Below are 17121 nucleotides of genomic sequence, written 5' to 3'. Positions count from 1 at the left end.
GTCGACATAGCTTGCTTCCAGAAAGGGCAGCGCCGTGGCGCCGGGCATGGTCGAACGAATATAGGAAGTCGGAATGAGCGGGTCTTGGTTGGAAACCGCATCGAACATGCGGATTCCGGCATCAGGGCGCGGCGTGCCGCGAGACGCTAAAGCGCTTCGCAAAGGCAGCGGGGCGTCGGTATCGCGGCGCTCGCGCGTCGAACGCGAGCGCTGCGTCCCTTCAGATCGTCGACGTGCGCGCCGACCACATCGATACCCTCATTCACGACGTCTCGCTGGTAGGAGGCTCGACGGTGTCGCTGACCATGCGGCGGCGCTTTTCCAGAACTGCGGTCGTCAGATCGGGGCGTTGCGCGGCCTTCAGCACGCAGGCGGGCACGCGATCGAGTTCAGCGGGATTGGCGCGTGCCTGCACGCGCATCTCGCTCGGGCTCAGGCCGGTAATGTCGCGAAAGACGCGGCCGAACGTGCCGAGGCTTTCCCAGCCGGTCGCGAACGCAATGTCGGTAATGCCGAGGTCGGTGTCACGCAGAAGCGTGGTGGCCTGTTCGATACGCCGCGTCAACAGATAGCGGTGTGGCGGCACGCCGAAGGCCCGCTTGAACGAACGCGCGAAGTGCGCGTCCGACACGCCGCTGACTTCGGCCAGCCGCCGCACCGGCCAGGCTTCGTGCGAGGCGGCATCGATACGGTCTTTCGCACGCAGCAGGCGACGCAGCAGCGCCGGGTCTTCGAGTGCTTCGGCGCCGCCCGAGACGGGGGTCGGCTGGACTGCAGGGTCGTGTGAGCCGGGCATATGTTCCCGTTAGAACCGATAGCCGATGCCCAGCCGCCGCCGCGGCAAGAACGATCGCGGCCATGAGGAGCGTCCAGGCAGGCTTTGTCATCGAGCGGCAGGCCTCGTGTTGATGGAAAGACGCACAAGCTGCGGCCCCTGGCCCTGGCCGCAACCCGGGGCCATTGTTGCACGGCTTTGCGTGAACCTCGCGTCAAAGGCCGATCGAAAATTTTTCGATTTATTTGAAGAGATGGCAACGGTGCTGTGGACGATACCGCGAAGAACACCGACGCGTTCGACCCGGGTTCGGCCTCGAAGGCGGTCACGCAGGCGCTGGCGACCGGCAGCACCACGACTTCGTCGGCCGGCAAGATCGCGTTCGACGGCTACCTGAAGAACCTCGTGTTCGCCTACAACTACATCAGCACCGGCGGCGACGACATTGCGATCAAGGGTTCGAACAACCCGAGCCCGGCAGGTTCGGGCCTGTATGGTGTCGACGGCGATCGCGACGTCGCGACCGATCGCAAGTATGGTTTTGTCATCGCGCACAACCATATTTACGCGGGTCACGGCGTGTCGGTCGGCAGCGAGACCAATGCGGGCGTGACGAGCGTGCAGGTGTACGACAACTCGTTCGATGGCTCCGAACAGGCGCTACGCATCAAGTCCGACTGGGCGCGCGGCGGTCTCGTGACGAACATCAACTACAACAATATCTGTATCCGCAATAGCGGCCAGGCGCTGTTGTTCACGCCGTACTACAGCACCAAGGCGCTGTCGAATCCGAATTCTCCGCTCTATCCGGACTTCCACGACATCACGCTGTCGAACATCCACATCATCGGTGGCACGTCGGCGATCTTCGAGGGCTTCGAGGCGAACTCGGGCGGCATCGCGCACGCGCGGATTCCGCTCGGCATGACGCTCAACAACGTGCTCGCCTTCGTCGACGACCGGCCAGACGTGGTCGGGTTCTTCGCAGTAAGCAGCAAGAGTTAAACGCTGATGGCAACAGCGTGCGGCGGCGGCAAGCCGCACGCGTCGAGATAGACGTGTTTCATTCGACCGCCCGCGCGGACTATTCCGCAGGGGCCGTTTTCATTTCATGCGCCGGGTCGATCATAGGTCCGCCATGGTGGGCGCTTCACGCGGTCTGTTCGGTCTTGCCGTAAGTGAGCCGGCCGTTTTTCGACAGCAGCACCGCAACCGGCCGCGTCATTTCGAACTCGGAGAAAATGATCGTCATGCTGGCGGTGATCGGCACCGCGAGAAAGGCGCCCGGCACGCCCCACAAAGCCGACCACACGGCCATGCTCGCGAGAATCGCGAACGGGCTCAGGTTCAGGGAGTTGCCCGTCAGATACGGATCGAGAATATTGCCGATCACGAAGTGAATCGCGGTCAGCGACACCAGCACGACCAGGATCGAGTTCAGGTCGCCGAACTGCAGCACCGACATCAGCACCGGGAACACGATCGCGAGCACCGAGCCGATATATGGCACGTAGTTCAGCAGCGCGGTCAGTATCGCCCACAGCCCGGCGAACTCGAGGCCGACGCTGCGCATCGCGAGCCAGCAGATCCCGCCTAGCAGCACGCCGAGAAACGTCTTCAGCGCGAGATAGGCGCCAATGCGCCGGTTGATGTCGGTGACCACGCCCCGGATGCGCGCCGCGTTGGTCGAATTGGCGGTCATGTTCGTCAGCTTGTCGCCGAACGTCCGGCGCTCGACCAGCAGAAAACTCGCATACAGCACGATCACGAACAGGTCGATGATCACTGACGACAACGACGCCAGCATGCCGGTCACCATCGCCTGAATATTCAACTGCGTGAGCATGTTCCGCCGCAGCGATTCCCACGTCGGCTCGCTTTCGAGGTGCAGCAGCGTCGAAATCTTGTGGATCATCAGCAGGACCGAGTCCTGATAGCGCGGCGCGAGCGCGACGAGCGCGTCGTAGTTCTCGACGAGCATGTCGACCGCGAAGAAGATCGCGGCGCCGATCAGGAACATCGAGAGTCCATAGCGCAACTGGACCGGCAGCCGCGGGCCGATCACCGGAATGCGTTGCAGCAGCCGCGTGAAGTCGACCACCACGTATACCGCGATCGCGCCGAACACGATCGGCACGAAAACCGCGCGCCCGATATACAGCACCCAGCCCACAATCAGCAGCAGCACCACTACATATACGGATGCTTGCAATCTGTCGGTCATTGGTCAGTGCTCCATGAATCCGCAAACAGTGCGCCAGAGAGTCACCCCAGGGTCACCCGAGGACGAAGGCGATGGCCGGGCACGCGCCCGCCGTGCGATCCCCTTACCCGCCGGTCGCGCGATGGACAGCACTGATCTTCGCACAGAACGATGACAGCTCACATAAAAAGCGCGCCAGATCGCTCCGCCGGCAAGCTCCGGGCCGACACCTCGAAATGCGCCAGCAGAATGTCGCGAAACGTTGTGATGCGCCGGATTCGCTCGTGAAACCCATCTGCTACGCTGCCCTAATCGGTTTCAATCACCTCAGGTGATCCGAAGCGAGCGCCTGCGTCACGCGGTGGCAGCGCACGGCCGAATCCATGCAGTGAAGCCGCGCCGCGCGTGCCGTGCGATGTCCGCGCTGTATCTGTGCGTGATGTCCGACTGCACGCATCCTCTCACCTCACGACATGGGAGTACGAGATGCTGCAACGGCTGGGGTCGCGATTCGTCGCAGTGGGTCTGATGTGGACATTGTCCGCTTGTGGCGGTGGTGGGGGCGGCAGCGGCGCCGCCCCGGGCAGCACCGGCTCGAACGGCGCGGCTGGCGCGACCACGCCAGCATCGAGTCCCGCGCCCGCGTCGAGTCCGACACCGGCATCGAGTCCGACCCCGGCGTCGAGCCCGTCGAGCGCATCCGACGCGAGCGCTACGACACCGAAGCTCGCCGCCGCGACGCCGATCATCGACGGCACGACACTCGGCGCTGCGATCTGGCCCGCGGGCGCCACGTCATCGGGAGGAACCGGTCAGCCCGTCAGTGGACTGAACTGCGGGTTGCGTAGCACCGCTTACACGTACGCGCACGTCTCGATCTACCAGAACGGGCAGCTACTGACGCTGCCACCCAACATCGGCATGGTCGAGCCGACCATGACCACGCCGACTGGCTGCGCATATCCGGTGCACACGGTCGATTCGAGCGGCAAGATCCATATGGACGCGACGACCGGCGCGACCTATACGCTCGGCCAGTTCTTCTCGATCTGGGGCGAGACGCTGAGTGCGTCGAACGTGGCAGGTTTGACCGCCTCGCCAGTCGCGATCTACGTGAACGACGGCGGCACGCTCACGCAATATACGGGCGACCCCGCGAGCCTCGTGCTGAAGCCGCACACCGAAATCACGGTCATGGTCGGCACGCCTGTCACCCAAGTGCCCACCTACACCTGGACCGATCCGCCGCCGTTCGACCCGAACCCGATCACGCTCGTCTTCGGAGGCGTGGTCGGCTCGTCGTTCTGGCCGAACGGCACGACCTCGACGGGCGGCACCGGCACGCCGGTCGACGGCCTGACCTGCGCGCCGGACATGAGCGTGCTGTACCACGTGCACGCGCACCTCGCGATCATCAAGGACGGGCAGTGGCTCGCGTTGCCGATGAACGTCGGCATCCTGTCGCAATGCACGTATGAGATGCATACGCACGACAACACCGGCATCATCCATATCGAAGCGCCGAACGTGAAGACCTATACGCTCGGCGACTTCTTCGATATCTGGGGCGAGCCGCTGACGAACACGAACGTCGCGGGCATCATGGGCAACGTGGTCGCGTATATCAACGACAACGGCGATTCCCGCCGCTATATGGGCGATTTGCGCAGTATCGAGCTGACGTCGTTGCGCGACATCACGTTGCAAATCGGTACGCCGCCGGTAAGCACGTTGGCGACGTATTCGTGGTACGAACCGCAGTGACGTCGGCCGGAGGCCGCGTCACTTCGCCATGGCGCGGCTTCAACGCGACGTACCCGAATGCCCGATACCGCCCGGCCGGCGCGGCACGATGCCCGCGACGGAGCGCGGCGCCGCGTTCGCGACCAGAATCATCGCCGCGCCGGCGAGACCGCTCGACACGTGCTTCAACGCATGGCCGGCGATCACGTGATGCGTCAGCTCCCATATCTGCCAATCGAGGCTTTCGAAAATCTTCGCGACGCCGTAGAAGACGATCACGAGCGTCCATGCGATCACGCCGTCCACCTTGCGCGTGAACGTCAGGCCGACGATCAGCATGAGCCCGCCGAACTGAAGAATCGCGTAAGGCCACAAGCTGTTGAACACGAGCCAGTAGCCGACGGTGGCGGGCGACACGACCACCATGATCAGCATCTGCGCCCAGCCGACGCGCTGTCCGCTCCACGACGTCCATAGCATGGCGAGGATGCCGGCGAACACGATGGTCATCGGCAGGCGGTCCCAGACGAGCGTCGCATCGTTCGGCGCCATGTGGTAGTAAGCCGAGCCGAACGCGGTGAAGAGCAGCCCGAGCGCGGCGGCGACCATGCCCAGAAATTGCGCCGGCTGGTCGGACGCATGGCGCCGGACCCAACGCAGACAGAACACACCGGCGATCAGAATGACGACGTTCGACAGCACGTCCGCCGCATGGTGCAGCGGCCCCAGCGAGCGTTGATCGGCGAAGTGGTGATACGAGGCCGGCTGCGCGAGCGGCCATATCATCTGCAGCGCGGTGCCCACCACGAAAAGCAGCACGCTAGCAAGCAGCAAGCGGGAGATCTTCACGTTGCTCGACTCCACAGTGGGCGAAACGCTCGAAGGCGCCGTGAACCGGACCCTTTACGCTGACACGGAGCGGATCACGCTCGATTGCATGGAAACCATGCGGTCGACGCGCGGCCGGGTTGGCCCCCTTTCGAATTCGCGCAGCCTGCTCGTATCATCGGACAAAGCGCTTTGCGCAACAAGAGCGTCGGGCGGCGCACCAATGGGCATGCGCTCATAGTATTCTTCTCCACCAATGCAAGTTGCGTGCAAGCATGCGCGCGACACCGTCAGTACAGGCGGTCGAGCGAAGCTTTGTCGAGCAACGCCACGCGATGTTCCGATTCTGGAACCGGCCGGGTCGCGCGACCCAAAGGAAGACCTGGACTCCATGCAAGCGCAGATACACCACCCGTCGTTCCCGCATCGCCGATGGAGAAGCGCGCTGTGCGCGCTGCTGTGCGCAAGCCTGCTGGCCGGCTGCGCGCCGTTACCGTCGCTCGAGGATCGCAAGGAGTCGCATGCGTTGTCGCCCGCGGTGGCCGCCACCACGGATCTCGGTCGCGCGGTCGCGCCGGAGCTGGCCGCGCATGCGGGGCTGGCGGGCATTTATCCGCTGGCGGATGCGCATGTCGCGTTTGCCGCGCGCATGGACCTGATCCGTTCCGCGCAACGCACGCTCGACATCCAGTACTACATCTGGCGCGACGATCTGACCGGCACGCTGCTGCTCGAACAGATCCACGAAGCGGCGGACCGGGGTGTCCGGGTGCGCCTGCTGCTCGACGATCTCGGCATCGCCTCCGCGCTCGACCCGACACTGGCGGCGCTCGACGCGCATCCGAACATCGAGGTGCGCCTGTTCAACCCGTTCGTCGTGCGCAGCCCGAAAATCCTCGGCTTCGTGACCGACTTTTCGCGCGCCAATCGGCGCATGCACAACAAGTCCCTGACCGCCGACGCCACCGCGACTATCCTCGGCGGCCGCAACATCGGCGACGAGTACTTCGATGCCACCGACGGCGTCGTCTTCGCCGACCTCGACGTACTCGCGGTCGGACCGGCCGCGACCGACGTCTCGCGCGATTTCGACCGCTACTGGGCAAGCGCGTCGGCGTATCCGGTCGGGAAGATTCTGCCGCACGAGAGCGTCGATGAGCTGGTCACGCTGGAGCGTAATGCGCAGGCGATCGAGCAGGATCCTGCCGCCGCTGAGTATAAGCAAGCGCTGCGCGGCCCGCGCGTCGTGCAGAACCTGCTCGACGACAAGCTGCCGCTCGACTGGGCCAAAACGAAGATGATCAGCGACGACCCAGCGAAAGGCCTGAACGACGCGCCGCCGGAAGCGCTGATTTCCCACCAGCTCCGCGAAGTGATGGGCCAGCCGACGAAGTCGCTCGACCTCGTCTCCCCGTACTTCGTGCCAGCAAACACGGGCACGCGGTATCTGAGCGGGCTCGCCGCCCAGGGCGTCGACGTGCGTGTGTTGACGAACGCGCTCGAAGCGACCGATGTCGTCGCCGTGCACTCGGGCTATATGAGGCGGCGCGTCGAGTTGCTGCAAAACGGCGTGCACCTGTATGAATTGCGGCGCGTGGCGGGCGCCACCTACAAGAAAGAACAGTCGCCGGGGCCGTTCGGCAGCTCCGGGTCGAGCTTGCATGCGAAGACATTCATCGTGGACTCCCAGCGGGTCTTCGTCGGTTCGTTCAACTTCGATCCGCGCTCCGCGCATCTGAATACCGAGCTTGGACTCGTCATCGACAGCCCCGATCTCGCGACGCGGGTCGATCGCAAGTTTCTCGCGCTGCTGCCGACCGTCGCGTACGCGGTGCATCTCGACAAAAACGGCAAGCTGTACTGGATCGAAACCAACGGCGACGTCGAAACCCGCCACGACACCGAACCGAATACGACGTGGTACGCACGGCTCGGTGTATGGATGCTGTCGCTTATGCCAATTGAGTCGCTGCTATAGCTCGCAGTTCAGAATCGTCGCAAATCGCGATCTCGCAGTGGATCGGGCGTGCGCTGCGTCTCGCGCAACACGCCGTTGGTGTCGAACGCGAAATTGAACAGCATGTGGTGGATGTTGCTTTCGATATAACGGTATGACCAGACTTCGCGTTGCGAGAGCCGGAAGAACTGCGTTTGCACGGGGCGGCCGAAATTGATCAGCACATCGTCGCGCGTCCATTTGCCGATTTCCGCGCGATTGAATTCGCTCAACTGCAAGACCTGACGCACGTTCACGATCTTGCCTGAAGCGTCGATATCGGCGGCGACGGTGGTCGAGCCCATCGGCTGGGTCGGCCACATCAGTCGGCGGCCGCCCCCCGGCAGGTCATAGACTTCGCGCGGCGGACCCATGCGGGCGACGATCGCCGCTTGATCCTGACCCGCCTGGAATTGCTGCCACGGTTGCGCGCAAGCCGCGAGCATCAACGCCGTCGCGCACGTGAGCGCGGCGCGGCGCAATGCCAGCGGGGCGCGCGCGGTTCGCGCGGCAGCGTTCCGAACGTGGGCGAGGCGGGTAAACAAGGGTTCCTCCCGTTACGTTCGATCGCGCGGTCCCTCACCGCGCAAAAGCGGAGGCGACACGGGCTGCGCGCCCGCTCGCCCATGGCTGCAGTCAGGTAACCGACGCTTACTGCACGAGCTTCGCGCGCAGACGCGAGTGCTCTTCCCCGGAAATCGAACCGGACGCTTTCAGCTTGTCGAGCTTCTCGATTTCGTCGGCGACACTGAAGCCCACCACATTGCGCAGATCTTCCCGCACCTGCTTGGCCCGCGCCTGATCGCGTTCCGCCATGCCGCGATGCTGCGTGAGCAGATACGCGAAAATGCCGATATACGGCAGGATGATGAGAAAAATCACCCACAGAACCTTGCCCCATCCGGACACGTCATGGCGGCGGAACAGGTCGCTCGACACCGTGATCAACAGCCAGAACCACAGGATAAAGATGAAGATGGAGAAAACGTCGGCCAGAAAATTCGGGAATGTGAAACCATCATTGAAGAAAAGCATTGTTGTTCTCCAGTCATTCCGGTTGCAATTGAAAGGCTTAACGGATTTCGACCTATGGTTGCCCCGCTATGGATGACGCATACGATCAGCACGGCAGCGCCGAAAACCTACCATGACCGCATGTCGATTGCGCACGCGCATTCATACTGTATGAAAGACATGCATGAGTTTCAATGGCTCATTTAAAGCTGCAAACCCGCTGTTCGTCACGTCTTTCATTTGTGCTCCTCACTTCGGGCGCCGCAAATGCATGATGCGGATCTTTTTTGTCTTTATAGCTTATCCCGATCGTGTAACGCGAGCAATTTTTAAGGATTCCGTTCGATTGACGATTTCTGGTGGTGTGGCGATCATGCCGCGTGGCATTGAACATGCATAAGTGAAAATGATGTCAAAAACCAGCGCTTTTGCCCGGCAAAAAAAATGCCAAAAGAGACGTTTGCGAAGCATCCATGCAGCCCCTGACCGGCCGGCTATGCGCCTCGTCACGCCGCTGCACGATCAACGCGACTCGTCATTCGCGATGCAGGTCACCGAGTGCGAAGCCGACTACACATGGCAGGACGACCGAACCACGAGCGCTTCAACAGGTGCCGCGGCCGGATCGCTCACCTCGATCGTCATATGCGTGAGCGCGCTTTTCGCTGCAAACGCATCGAGCCACTGCCGGGCGAGGCGCGGCAGCACGTGCTGTTCGATGAAGCCGATCAAAAGACGCGCACCGGTCTCCTGCACGAGGCAGCGCCCGACGATGTAGTCGACCACCTCCGCCGCATAACTCAGCGCGATGCGGTTGTTGTCCGCCATCCGCCGAACGACTCGATCGAGATGCAAACGCACGATCCGCGCGAGCGAATCCGAGCCCAGCGGACGATACGGCACCAGCGTCACGCGTCCGAGGAAGGCGGCCGGAAACGCCTTCAGCAATTCCGTCGAAAGCGCGGAACGCAGACCGTCAAAGTCCGGCGCGAGCATTTCGTCCGCGCATAGGCTCGCGGTCAGATCGGAGCCGACATTGCTGGTCATCAGGATGGTCGTATTGCGGAAATCGATATAGCGACCATCGCCGTCTTCCATGTAGCCTTTGTCCAGCACCTGGTAGAACATTTCGTGCACGTCGCCGTGCGCCTTTTCAATCTCATCGAGCAACACGACCGAGTACGGACGTCGGCGCACCGCTTCGGTCAGCACGCCGCCATCGCCATACCCGACGTAGCCAGGCGGCGCGCCCTTGAGTCCCGAGACCGTATGCGCCTCCTGGTACTCGCTCATGTTGATCGTGATGAGGTTCTGCTCGCCGCCATAGAGCGCCTCCGCCAATGCGAGCGCGGTTTCCGTCTTGCCGACGCCGGACGGCCCCGCGAGCAGGAAGACGCCGAGTGGCTTGCGCGGGTCCGCGAGCCCGGCGCGCGCCGTCTGCACGCGCTCGCCGATCTGCTGCAACGCGTCGTGCTGGCCGATCACGCGTGCCGCGAGCGTGGCGGGCAGCACCTGAACGGCGCTGACCTCATCGGTGATCATGCGTCCGACTGGAATACCGGTCCAGTCAGAGACGATGTCGGCGACGATCGCTTCGCCGACTTCCGGGAACACGAATGGCGTCTCCGCCTGCAGGTTCGATAACGTCCGCTCCAGCTCGCGCAACGTCTCCAGCGCGGTCGCCGCGCGATCGCGCGCGTCGGCCTCAGGTCCGGCTGCGGCGGCGCGCTCGCTTTCGACCTCGCGCGCGTGCGCCAGCGCCTTCGCCACATCGGACTGGGCCTGCCAGGCGGCTTCGACAACACTTTCCTCGAGCTCGAGCGTCGCGATGGTCGCCTTGACGTCGGCCAGCGCGGCCTCGCTGCCGAGCCCGATGCGCACCTCGTTACCGAGCAGCTCGGCTTCGACGCGCGCGGCTTGCAAGCGCTCGCGTATCCGCTGCAATTCGCGCGGCGGCGCATGCTGCGATAGCGCGACGCGCGCGCAAGCGGTGTCGAGCAGGCTGATCGCCTTGTCCGGCAACTGACGCGACGGGATGTAGCGATGCGACAGTGACACGGCTGCGCGAATCGCTTCGTCGAGAACCACGACGCCATGATGGCTCGCGAGCGTGCGCGCGAGTCCGCGGACCATATCGATCGCGGACGGCTCCTCGGGCTCGGCGATCTGCAGCACCTGAAAGCGCCGCGTGAGCGCCGGGTCCTTCTCGATGTGCCGCTTGTACTCGGCCCACGTCGTCGCGCCGATCGTGCGCAACGTGCCGCGGGCGAGCGCCGGTTTCAGCAGGTTCGCCGCGTCGCCGGTGCCGGCCTGGCCGCCGGCGCCGACCAGCGTGTGAATCTCATCGACGAACAGCACGACCGGCTCCGACGACTTCGCCGCCTCCTCGAGTACCGACTTCAGCCTGGCCTCGAACTCGCCCTTCATGCTCGCGCCGGCAAGCAGCGCACCGACGTCGAGGCTCAACAGCCGCACGTCGGCAAGTTTCGGCGGGACTTCGCCGGCCGCGATCGCGCGCGCGAGGCCTTCGACTACCGCCGTCTTGCCAACCCCGGCGTCGCCGGTCAGACGAACGATGCTCTGACCTTTGTCATTTGCCTCGACATGCCACTTCAGCTGGGCCCGCCCCGCCGTTGGGTCATCGAGCAACGATACCGGCCGGTAGAACATCTTGATACGCGTTCGGAACGCGAGCTGAATCATGTTCCGGTCATCAGCGTCCTTAGGCTTCGGGGGAATTTCGAGAACGTTCAGCCAATAGACAGCCTCACGGTCCTTCGGCATGTCGCCGCCTGTGAACATGATGCGCAAAGCCTGCCCTCTGTGAGGCTCGACCCGAAATACCGCCGGCAGTAACGTGAACGGCACCTTGATTTCATTCGGGGCAGCTGCCGCATCGCCGTCGTCCAGCCACGCCTGGACCAGGACCGGACGGCTGTCAACATTGTTCAAACGAACATTGACTTCACGGTTTTGCGCCGGATAAATAACTCGGGTACCGGTAATGGTGATAGCAGCTTGTGCAGCAAACGAGGTCACACTTAAGGCGACAGCTGCGGCGAACAACATTGGAAACTTCATTGAAGACACTCGCTCCTCCACGCGACAGATAAGCGGAATGCCACTTCGGGTTGCCTTCGAACTAGAAGAGCAACCCGATGCCATTCGGCTTAGATTCGCTTACTGGTATGCCAACGTGTAGCGAACAACAGCCGTCACGTTACCGGCCGTGGCTTTGTCTGTTGCATAGTACTGGCCGGCGTAGTACATCGTTGCCGTACCGTCGCTCCCAACATCAACGAACTCGCCCGTGCTGCCCAGCGGAAGCACCGACATCGTGCCATTCGCGCCATTGTGGTCAAGCAATTGCACTTCGACGTGCTGGGCCGGCGAGGTAGTTGCCTGGTTAATGGCATTACGCGTAACCGGGTCCATGTTCGTGGTCTCGAAATGCGCCGCGACCTGTTTCAGCGTTGCCGGGCACTGCGACACCGAAATGTTGAAAGGCGTGGACCCGCCGACTACGCCAGCCGCAGGCAGCGTCTGCGAAGACACCCGAGGCAGCGTGACCGTTTGGTCCTCGTCACCCGAGTTGATCACACAGGTGTCGTCATACAGTTCTCCATTGAACGTTACCTGACCTGTGCCCGGTGCAGCTTGGGCGAAAACCATCGGCGCGACGGACAGGCCCATCAGCGCGATCATGAGTTGCGTTACTTGTTTTTTCATGAGATTCCTCTTTGTTGCCATTTCAGAACTACAAACCCTTGTGAAGCCGGGACGTCCAGCGATCGTCAAGGCAGAGGAATGATGTCATTGAAGAAGATCGGTGTTAATGGGCCGATACCCAAAATGAAAGACCAAATAGGTCAGTCGAGAAACGGCGTGTCGATTCCTCGAACTGAACAGGTCACAGGACCACCATACGATAGGGAGAAGGCGTCACGAGAACTACGGAATCCGCCTGAGAATCGAGGCAATTGCTACGAGCAGGACCACTCGCGCACGATCGTGACGAGTTCTACGTCGTTTCTGGCACCGAGCTTCTTCATGCCAGCGTTCTTCTGATTGCTCACGGTCTTGGGGCTGCGATTGAGCCGCTCGGCAATTGTTGCGATCGACATCCCGTCGCAGATCATTCGCACGACCGTCGATTCTTTTTCAGATAGCAAATTGAGAGAAGATCCGCCTTGCGCTGCGCGCCCCGTTGCGCGCAACATCTTGTCCGCAATGGAATCAGGCAGAAACACGCTTTTATTTTTTGCAACGCGAACGGCAGCGGTAAGGCTGACAAAGCCCTCGGGACCCTTACCGACGAAGCCGGCCGCCCCCGCGTTGAGCGCAGCTGAAATGATGTGCGTGGAAGAATGCGTGCTCAGAAAAACTACTCGTATGGATGGGGCGACACGCCGGATCCGGTCAAGAAGATTGAGACCGTCGGCATACGGATCGCCTTCGAATTCGTAGTCGCACACAAGAACATCGACTGGCACTTCAACCAGCCGCTGGAGAAGCAGGCCGATACTTTCGCTTTTGAAGCAGACCTGGATGTCAGGACAACGCTGAAGAAGATGCTCGACGCCGAGGAGAATAAATGGATGATCGTCGGCGATACCCACTCTTATTTTGTTCACTCACACTCCATACCACGCAGGTGAATACCTTTTTCTTGCCGAAACGCCCTGCATGATTTGTCACCAAAGTACCATGTCATTTCACGCCGTTACATGATGAGAAAGGCGCAGGGCATCTCGTCCCATGCCACTCGTCGACTTCCCTGATCCTGTGTGTCGCCACGGGACGCTGCGTTTGCGTGGGCCTAGACGCACACCTCAGCAGCAAGATCGAGAGCCGCAACCTTCCTGCTTCTAATGAAGCGAACGGCGTCGGGAACGCCTATCATCTAAGCGCACCAGTCGGTGCAGTCCAAATAGCGCATATCAAATTGGCTTGATCAATCCACAAAAGCATTTTGCACCACGCAAATAGAAGTTTTCGAACCACTATTAGTTAAAACGATGCAAAATCGGTGAGAAAGCCGGTGTGCTTTGGTAAAGACAAAGCAATTTTTCGGCATACAACCTGGCATGGATCAATCATGAAGATGGGATAGCGCAACGCACCCCAACTCGTCGGCGAGGAATTAAAACATCCCCGCCTTGCACAGAGGCGGATTGTACGATGCGCTAACAAGAAAAAAGTCAGCAGAGTCCTATATGCGTCATAGGTGCAAGAAGTGCTTTCAACATCCAGCCCAGTCGGCCCGTCGCAATGCCCCATCGCCGCCGGCGTCGCCGCCGTGTTTCTTCTAGCGGACCCCGCGCGACAGCAGGTCCGCCCTCGCGGGCCCATTTGAACCGAAACCGCTAGTTGCTGCCCCGCGTGCTGGCGAGACTGCATCTAATGCAGCGCGAAGGCGCGATTCACACGCGCCCGGCCGACTATTTCATCCGCTGCATTCGCCAGGCCGCGATCATGTGAGCCGCGCGGCGCGCGAGCGCGAGCCTTAAGCCGCAAAATGATTGCGCACAAGATCGACGAACGCGACCAGCCCGGTAAGCAGAACCACGATGAACAGCCAGCGTTCGAGCAGCGTAAACACAGGCCGTTTCCCCTTGCGACGCTCGGCGATGTAAAACCACACGGTCGCCGCCGTATAAAGCACGGTCGACATCAACAGATAATGCAGGCCGCCCGCGTACACGAGAAAGAGCGCGTAGCCGCAGCCCAGCAGCGCGAGCATGAAATCGATGCGCCGTGACCACGGCTGCCCCGCATACGATTCGCCGCTCGCTGCGAGCTTCAACCCATAGCCGGCGACGAGCAGATACGGGATCAGGTTCATCGACGTCGTGAACTCCTTGGCCAGCGTGAACGCTTCTTTCGAAAACAGCGTCACGAGCAGAAAAGCCTGAATCACGAGGCTCGTCATCCACAGTGCGGCGACCGGTACGTGGTTGCGGTTTTCTCGCCCGAGAAACGCGGGCATCGTGCGGCTCTTGCCCGCCGCGTGCAGAATTTCGGCGGCGAGCAACGTCCATGCAAGATAAGAACCGAGTACCGATATCAACAGGCCGAGCTTGACCACGACCGCGCCCCAGGCGCCGACCGCGGCGCTCAGCACGCCAGCCATCGACGGATTTTTCAGCGTGCCCAACTGCTCGAGCGGCAACACGCCATACGACAACAACGTGACCATGACCATCAACGCAAGCACGCAGAGAAAGCCGAGTACGGTCGCGACCCCGACGTCGCGCCGTTCGCGTGCATGCCGTGAATAGACACTCGCACCTTCGACGCCGAGAAACACGAATACCGTGCCCAACATCGTCTTGCGCACCTCGCCGAACAGACCGGTCGCCGACGGCTCGGGAATGGTCCACAGATTCGCGACGAACAACTGCCACTTGACACTCGATAGCACGAGCACCGCGAACAGTCCAAGCGCGAACAACTTGGCGGCCGTCATCGACGCATTCACTACCGACGAGCCCTTCACGCCGCGCAGTATCAGAAAGTGAAACACCCAGATCATCAGCGAGGAACTGACGATCGCGCTAAACGTATTGCCAGCGCCGAATGAAGGCGCGACGATCGCGAGCGCGGACTTGATCAGCACGAGATACGCCACGTTGCCGAGACAGCTGGCGCACCAGTAGCCGAACGCCGACAGAAAATCCGGTGTAGCGTCCAAACCCGACGCGCGCATACGTGTAGACGCCAGCGTCGAGTTCCGGCTTGCGCCATGCGAGCCGTTGAAAGATCAGCGCGAGTATCAGCATGCCGGAGCCGGTGATGGTCCAGCTGATCAACGAACCGACTACGCCGGTATATTTGCCGAGCGCCTGCGGCAACGAAAAGACGCCCACCCCGACCATCGAGCCGATCACCATCGCCATCAGGCCCGGCGCTGAAAGTCTGACGCGCTTGTCCATGGCTGCGATCGCTCTCCCGCGAACACGTTCCGATCGAGCCGCGCTCGTGCGACTACGATGATCGACCGCTCAGATGACGATCGTGCCGGTCGCGAGGCCGATCAGCGCGCCAATCGCGCCGCAGGCCGCGACGGCAACGATGACCCACTCGACTTTCGAAAACACCCGCTGGCCGCGCTCGCGTTTGGCCACCACATACAGCACCGTACCGGGCGCATAAAGCAGCGCCGATAGCATCAGGAACTTCAGGCCGCCCGCGAACAGCAGAAAGGCCGTGTACAACGTCGCGAACATCGCGACGAAATACTCGGTGCGCAACGCGCCGCTCAAGGTGCCGCCATTCTGCCCACTATCGTAACGCGCGGCCTTGATGCCGTATGCGGCCACGAGAAAATAGGGAATCAGCGCCATCGAGCTCGTGAGATTGAGCATCAGCGCAAACGCATCGGTCGACCAGTACGTGCTGATTACGAAACACTGCACCACGGTACTCGTGAGCCAGATCGCGGCGACCGGCAGCCTGCGCTCGTTTTGTCGCGCGAAGATACGCGGCATCGTCTCGAGACGCGCGGCGGCGAACAGCACCTCGGCACAGATCAGCGACCATGCGAGGTACGCGCCGAGGATCGAAATGATCAGACCGGCGCTGACGAACACGACACCGAATGGGCCGAGCAGCGCGCCGAGTACCGCGGCCATCGACGGCTGGCGCATCACCGCGATATCGGCGCGCAGCAAGGTCGCGTAAGGCAGCAGCGTCACCAGCACCAGCAGACACAGCACGGCGACGAAGCCGGTGATCGTCGCGGCGCCGACGTCCGAGCGCTTTTTCGCATAGCGCGAGTACACGCTCGCACCTTCGATACCGACGAACACGAAGACGGTGACGAGCATCGTCGCGCGAACCTGCGAGAACAAGCCCTTGCCGATCTGATCGCTGCGTTCCCACAGATTCGCGCGAAACATGTCGGCGCGAAACAACGCGATCAGCATCACGATGAACAGCACGATTGGAATCAACTTCGCGACCGTGACGATCGTGTTGATCATCGTGGCCTGCTGGACGCCGCGCAGCATCACCAGATGAAACAGCCAGATGCCCACCGACGACACGATGATCGCGGTCGCCGTATTGCCGTTGCCGAAGACGGGCACGAAAGCGCCAAGCGTCGATTTGATCAGCACCCAGTACGACACGTTGCCGAAGCAGCCGGCCATCCAGTAGCCGAATGCGGATAGAAAGCCCGCATAATCGCCGTAGCCCGCTCGCGCGTATGCGAACACGCCCGCATCGAGCTCGGGCCGTCGCTGCGCGAGCGCCTGAAAGACGCGCGCCAGCGCATACATGCCGATGCCCGCCACGCACCATGCAATGACCGCGCCGAACGGTCCGGTCGCGCGCGCGAAATTGCGCGGCAGCGAGAAAATCCCTGCGCCCACCATTGAGCCTACGACCATCGCGGTCAATGCGGGCAACGACAGTTTCGTCTCGACCTGGGTTGCCATCGTCCACCCTTCAGAGAAGCTGATTTCCTCCAGAAAGGGACTTACGCGGAGCAGGTACGCGTGAATTGCGCATCTCCTGTTAGTCCTCCCCGACTGAAGCCCACGGCCTTGCGAGTACCGG

General features: G+C 61.9%; 14 protein-coding genes and 1 pseudogene. 4 read left to right on the top strand and 11 right to left on the bottom strand.

Translation table 11 applies throughout. The features are described from left to right. Positions 1 to 262: 262 nt before the first annotated feature. Entirely contained in the window at positions 263 to 796 is a 534-nt protein-coding gene (locus OKW41_RS18580) for a helix-turn-helix domain-containing protein (protein WP_429448713.1), read from the bottom strand. Positions 797 to 1048: 252 nt separating this feature from the next. Between OKW41_RS18580 and OKW41_RS18575 the strand changes: the two are divergent. Next, positions 1049 to 1762: pseudogene (locus OKW41_RS18575) on the top strand (glycosyl hydrolase family 28 protein); the annotation flags it as partial. Positions 1763 to 1925: 163 nt separating this feature from the next. On the opposite strand, the gene OKW41_RS18570 reads toward OKW41_RS18575, so the two are convergent. Next, entirely contained in the window at positions 1926 to 2999 is a 1074-nt protein-coding gene (locus tag OKW41_RS18570; RefSeq protein ID WP_184061789.1) for an AI-2E family transporter, read from the bottom strand. 465 nt (positions 3000 to 3464) lie between these two features. On the opposite strand from OKW41_RS18570, the gene OKW41_RS18565 reads away from it, so the two are divergent. Continuing rightward, entirely contained in the window at positions 3465 to 4742 is a 1278-nt protein-coding gene (locus OKW41_RS18565; RefSeq protein ID WP_429573541.1) for a hypothetical protein, read from the top strand. 39 nt (positions 4743 to 4781) lie between these two features. Here OKW41_RS18565 and OKW41_RS18560 read toward each other — a convergent pair whose 3' ends face one another. Beyond that, on the bottom strand, positions 4782 to 5570 hold the full coding sequence (locus tag OKW41_RS18560; RefSeq protein WP_429573540.1) for a hypothetical protein: 789 nt from the start codon (positions 5568 to 5570) through the stop codon (positions 4782 to 4784). Positions 5571 to 5940: 370 nt separating this feature from the next. Between OKW41_RS18560 and OKW41_RS18555 the strand changes: the two genes are divergently transcribed. Next, the gene (locus OKW41_RS18555) at positions 5941 to 7527 is read left to right on the top strand and encodes a phospholipase D family protein (protein WP_429573539.1); all 1587 of its coding nucleotides are present in this window, start codon (positions 5941 to 5943) and stop codon (positions 7525 to 7527) included. 8 nt (positions 7528 to 7535) lie between these two features. On the opposite strand, the gene OKW41_RS18550 is transcribed toward OKW41_RS18555, so the two are convergent. After that, entirely contained in the window at positions 7536 to 8090 is a 555-nt protein-coding gene (locus tag OKW41_RS18550; protein ID WP_429447036.1) for a hypothetical protein, read from the bottom strand. 106 nt (positions 8091 to 8196) lie between these two features. Continuing rightward, positions 8197 to 8580, bottom strand: coding sequence for an SHOCT domain-containing protein (locus tag OKW41_RS18545; RefSeq protein WP_184045085.1), 384 nt, complete (start codon positions 8578 to 8580; stop codon positions 8197 to 8199). Between the two features lie 163 nt (positions 8581 to 8743). On the opposite strand from OKW41_RS18545, the gene OKW41_RS18540 reads away from it, so the two are divergent. Next, entirely contained in the window at positions 8744 to 8959 is a 216-nt protein-coding gene (locus tag OKW41_RS18540) for a hypothetical protein (protein ID WP_429447038.1), read from the top strand. A gap of 170 nt (positions 8960 to 9129) precedes the next feature. Here OKW41_RS18540 and tssH read toward each other — a convergent pair whose 3' ends face one another. From tssH to OKW41_RS18510, 6 genes are all read right to left on the bottom strand, one after another. Then, the gene (gene tssH, locus OKW41_RS18535; RefSeq protein WP_429573538.1) at positions 9130 to 11628 is read right to left on the bottom strand and encodes a type VI secretion system ATPase TssH; all 2499 of its coding nucleotides are present in this window, start codon (positions 11626 to 11628) and stop codon (positions 9130 to 9132) included. Positions 11629 to 11739: 111 nt separating this feature from the next. Continuing rightward, positions 11740 to 12288 carry a fimbrial protein gene (locus OKW41_RS18530; protein WP_429573537.1) on the bottom strand — a complete coding sequence of 183 codons (549 nt, stop codon included), beginning with the start codon at positions 12286 to 12288 and terminating at the stop codon, positions 11740 to 11742. Positions 12289 to 12542: 254 nt separating this feature from the next. Further along, a complete protein-coding gene (locus OKW41_RS18525) occupies positions 12543 to 13193 on the bottom strand; it encodes a response regulator (protein WP_429573536.1) in 651 nt (216 codons plus the stop codon). An 872-nt stretch (positions 13194 to 14065) separates the two neighbouring features. After that, complete coding sequence (locus OKW41_RS18520; protein ID WP_429573535.1) at positions 14066 to 15190, bottom strand: amino acid permease; 1125 nt, start codon at positions 15188 to 15190, stop codon at positions 14066 to 14068. Continuing rightward, positions 15117 to 15494: an amino acid permease gene (locus OKW41_RS18515; protein ID WP_429573534.1), complete on the bottom strand. Its 378-nt coding sequence runs from the start codon at positions 15492 to 15494 to the stop codon at positions 15117 to 15119. Before OKW41_RS18515 ends, OKW41_RS18520 begins: the two co-directional genes overlap by 74 nt. A 69-nt stretch (positions 15495 to 15563) precedes the next feature. Then, positions 15564 to 17000: a basic amino acid/polyamine antiporter gene (locus OKW41_RS18510; RefSeq protein WP_429573533.1), complete on the bottom strand. Its 1437-nt coding sequence runs from the start codon at positions 16998 to 17000 to the stop codon at positions 15564 to 15566. Positions 17001 to 17121: the final 121 nt, after the last annotated feature.

It is taken from the genome of Paraburkholderia sp. UCT70 (assembly GCF_050434085.1).
Classification (GTDB): domain Bacteria; phylum Pseudomonadota; class Gammaproteobacteria; order Burkholderiales; family Burkholderiaceae; genus Paraburkholderia; species Paraburkholderia tuberum.
Note: the sequence above shows the minus strand (reverse complement) of the source record. Positions and strands in the feature narration are given on the sequence as shown.

Bases quoted from the DNA above. Each gene is read 5' to 3' on its own strand.
- OKW41_RS18555 (WP_429573539.1), top strand. From the start codon at position 5,941: ATGCAAGCGCAGATACACCACCCGTCGTTCCCGCATCGCCGATGGAGA.
- OKW41_RS18565 (WP_429573541.1), top strand. From the start codon at position 3,465: ATGCTGCAACGGCTGGGGTCGCGATTCGTCGCAGTGGGTCTGATGTGG.
- OKW41_RS18570 (WP_184061789.1), bottom strand. From the start codon at position 2,999: ATGACCGACAGATTGCAAGCATCCGTATATGTAGTGGTGCTGCTGCTG.
- OKW41_RS18545 (WP_184045085.1), bottom strand. From the start codon at position 8,580: ATGCTTTTCTTCAATGATGGTTTCACATTCCCGAATTTTCTGGCCGAC.
- OKW41_RS18515 (WP_429573534.1), bottom strand. From the start codon at position 15,494: ATGGACAAGCGCGTCAGACTTTCAGCGCCGGGCCTGATGGCGATGGTG.
- OKW41_RS18510 (WP_429573533.1), bottom strand. From the start codon at position 17,000: ATGGCAACCCAGGTCGAGACGAAACTGTCGTTGCCCGCATTGACCGCG.
- OKW41_RS18530 (WP_429573537.1), bottom strand. From the start codon at position 12,288: ATGAAAAAACAAGTAACGCAACTCATGATCGCGCTGATGGGCCTGTCC.
- tssH (WP_429573538.1), bottom strand. From the start codon at position 11,628: ATGTTGTTCGCCGCAGCTGTCGCCTTAAGTGTGACCTCGTTTGCTGCA.
- OKW41_RS18580 (WP_429448713.1), bottom strand. From the start codon at position 796: ATGCCCGGCTCACACGACCCTGCAGTCCAGCCGACCCCCGTCTCGGGC.
- OKW41_RS18540 (WP_429447038.1), top strand. From the start codon at position 8,744: ATGAGTTTCAATGGCTCATTTAAAGCTGCAAACCCGCTGTTCGTCACG.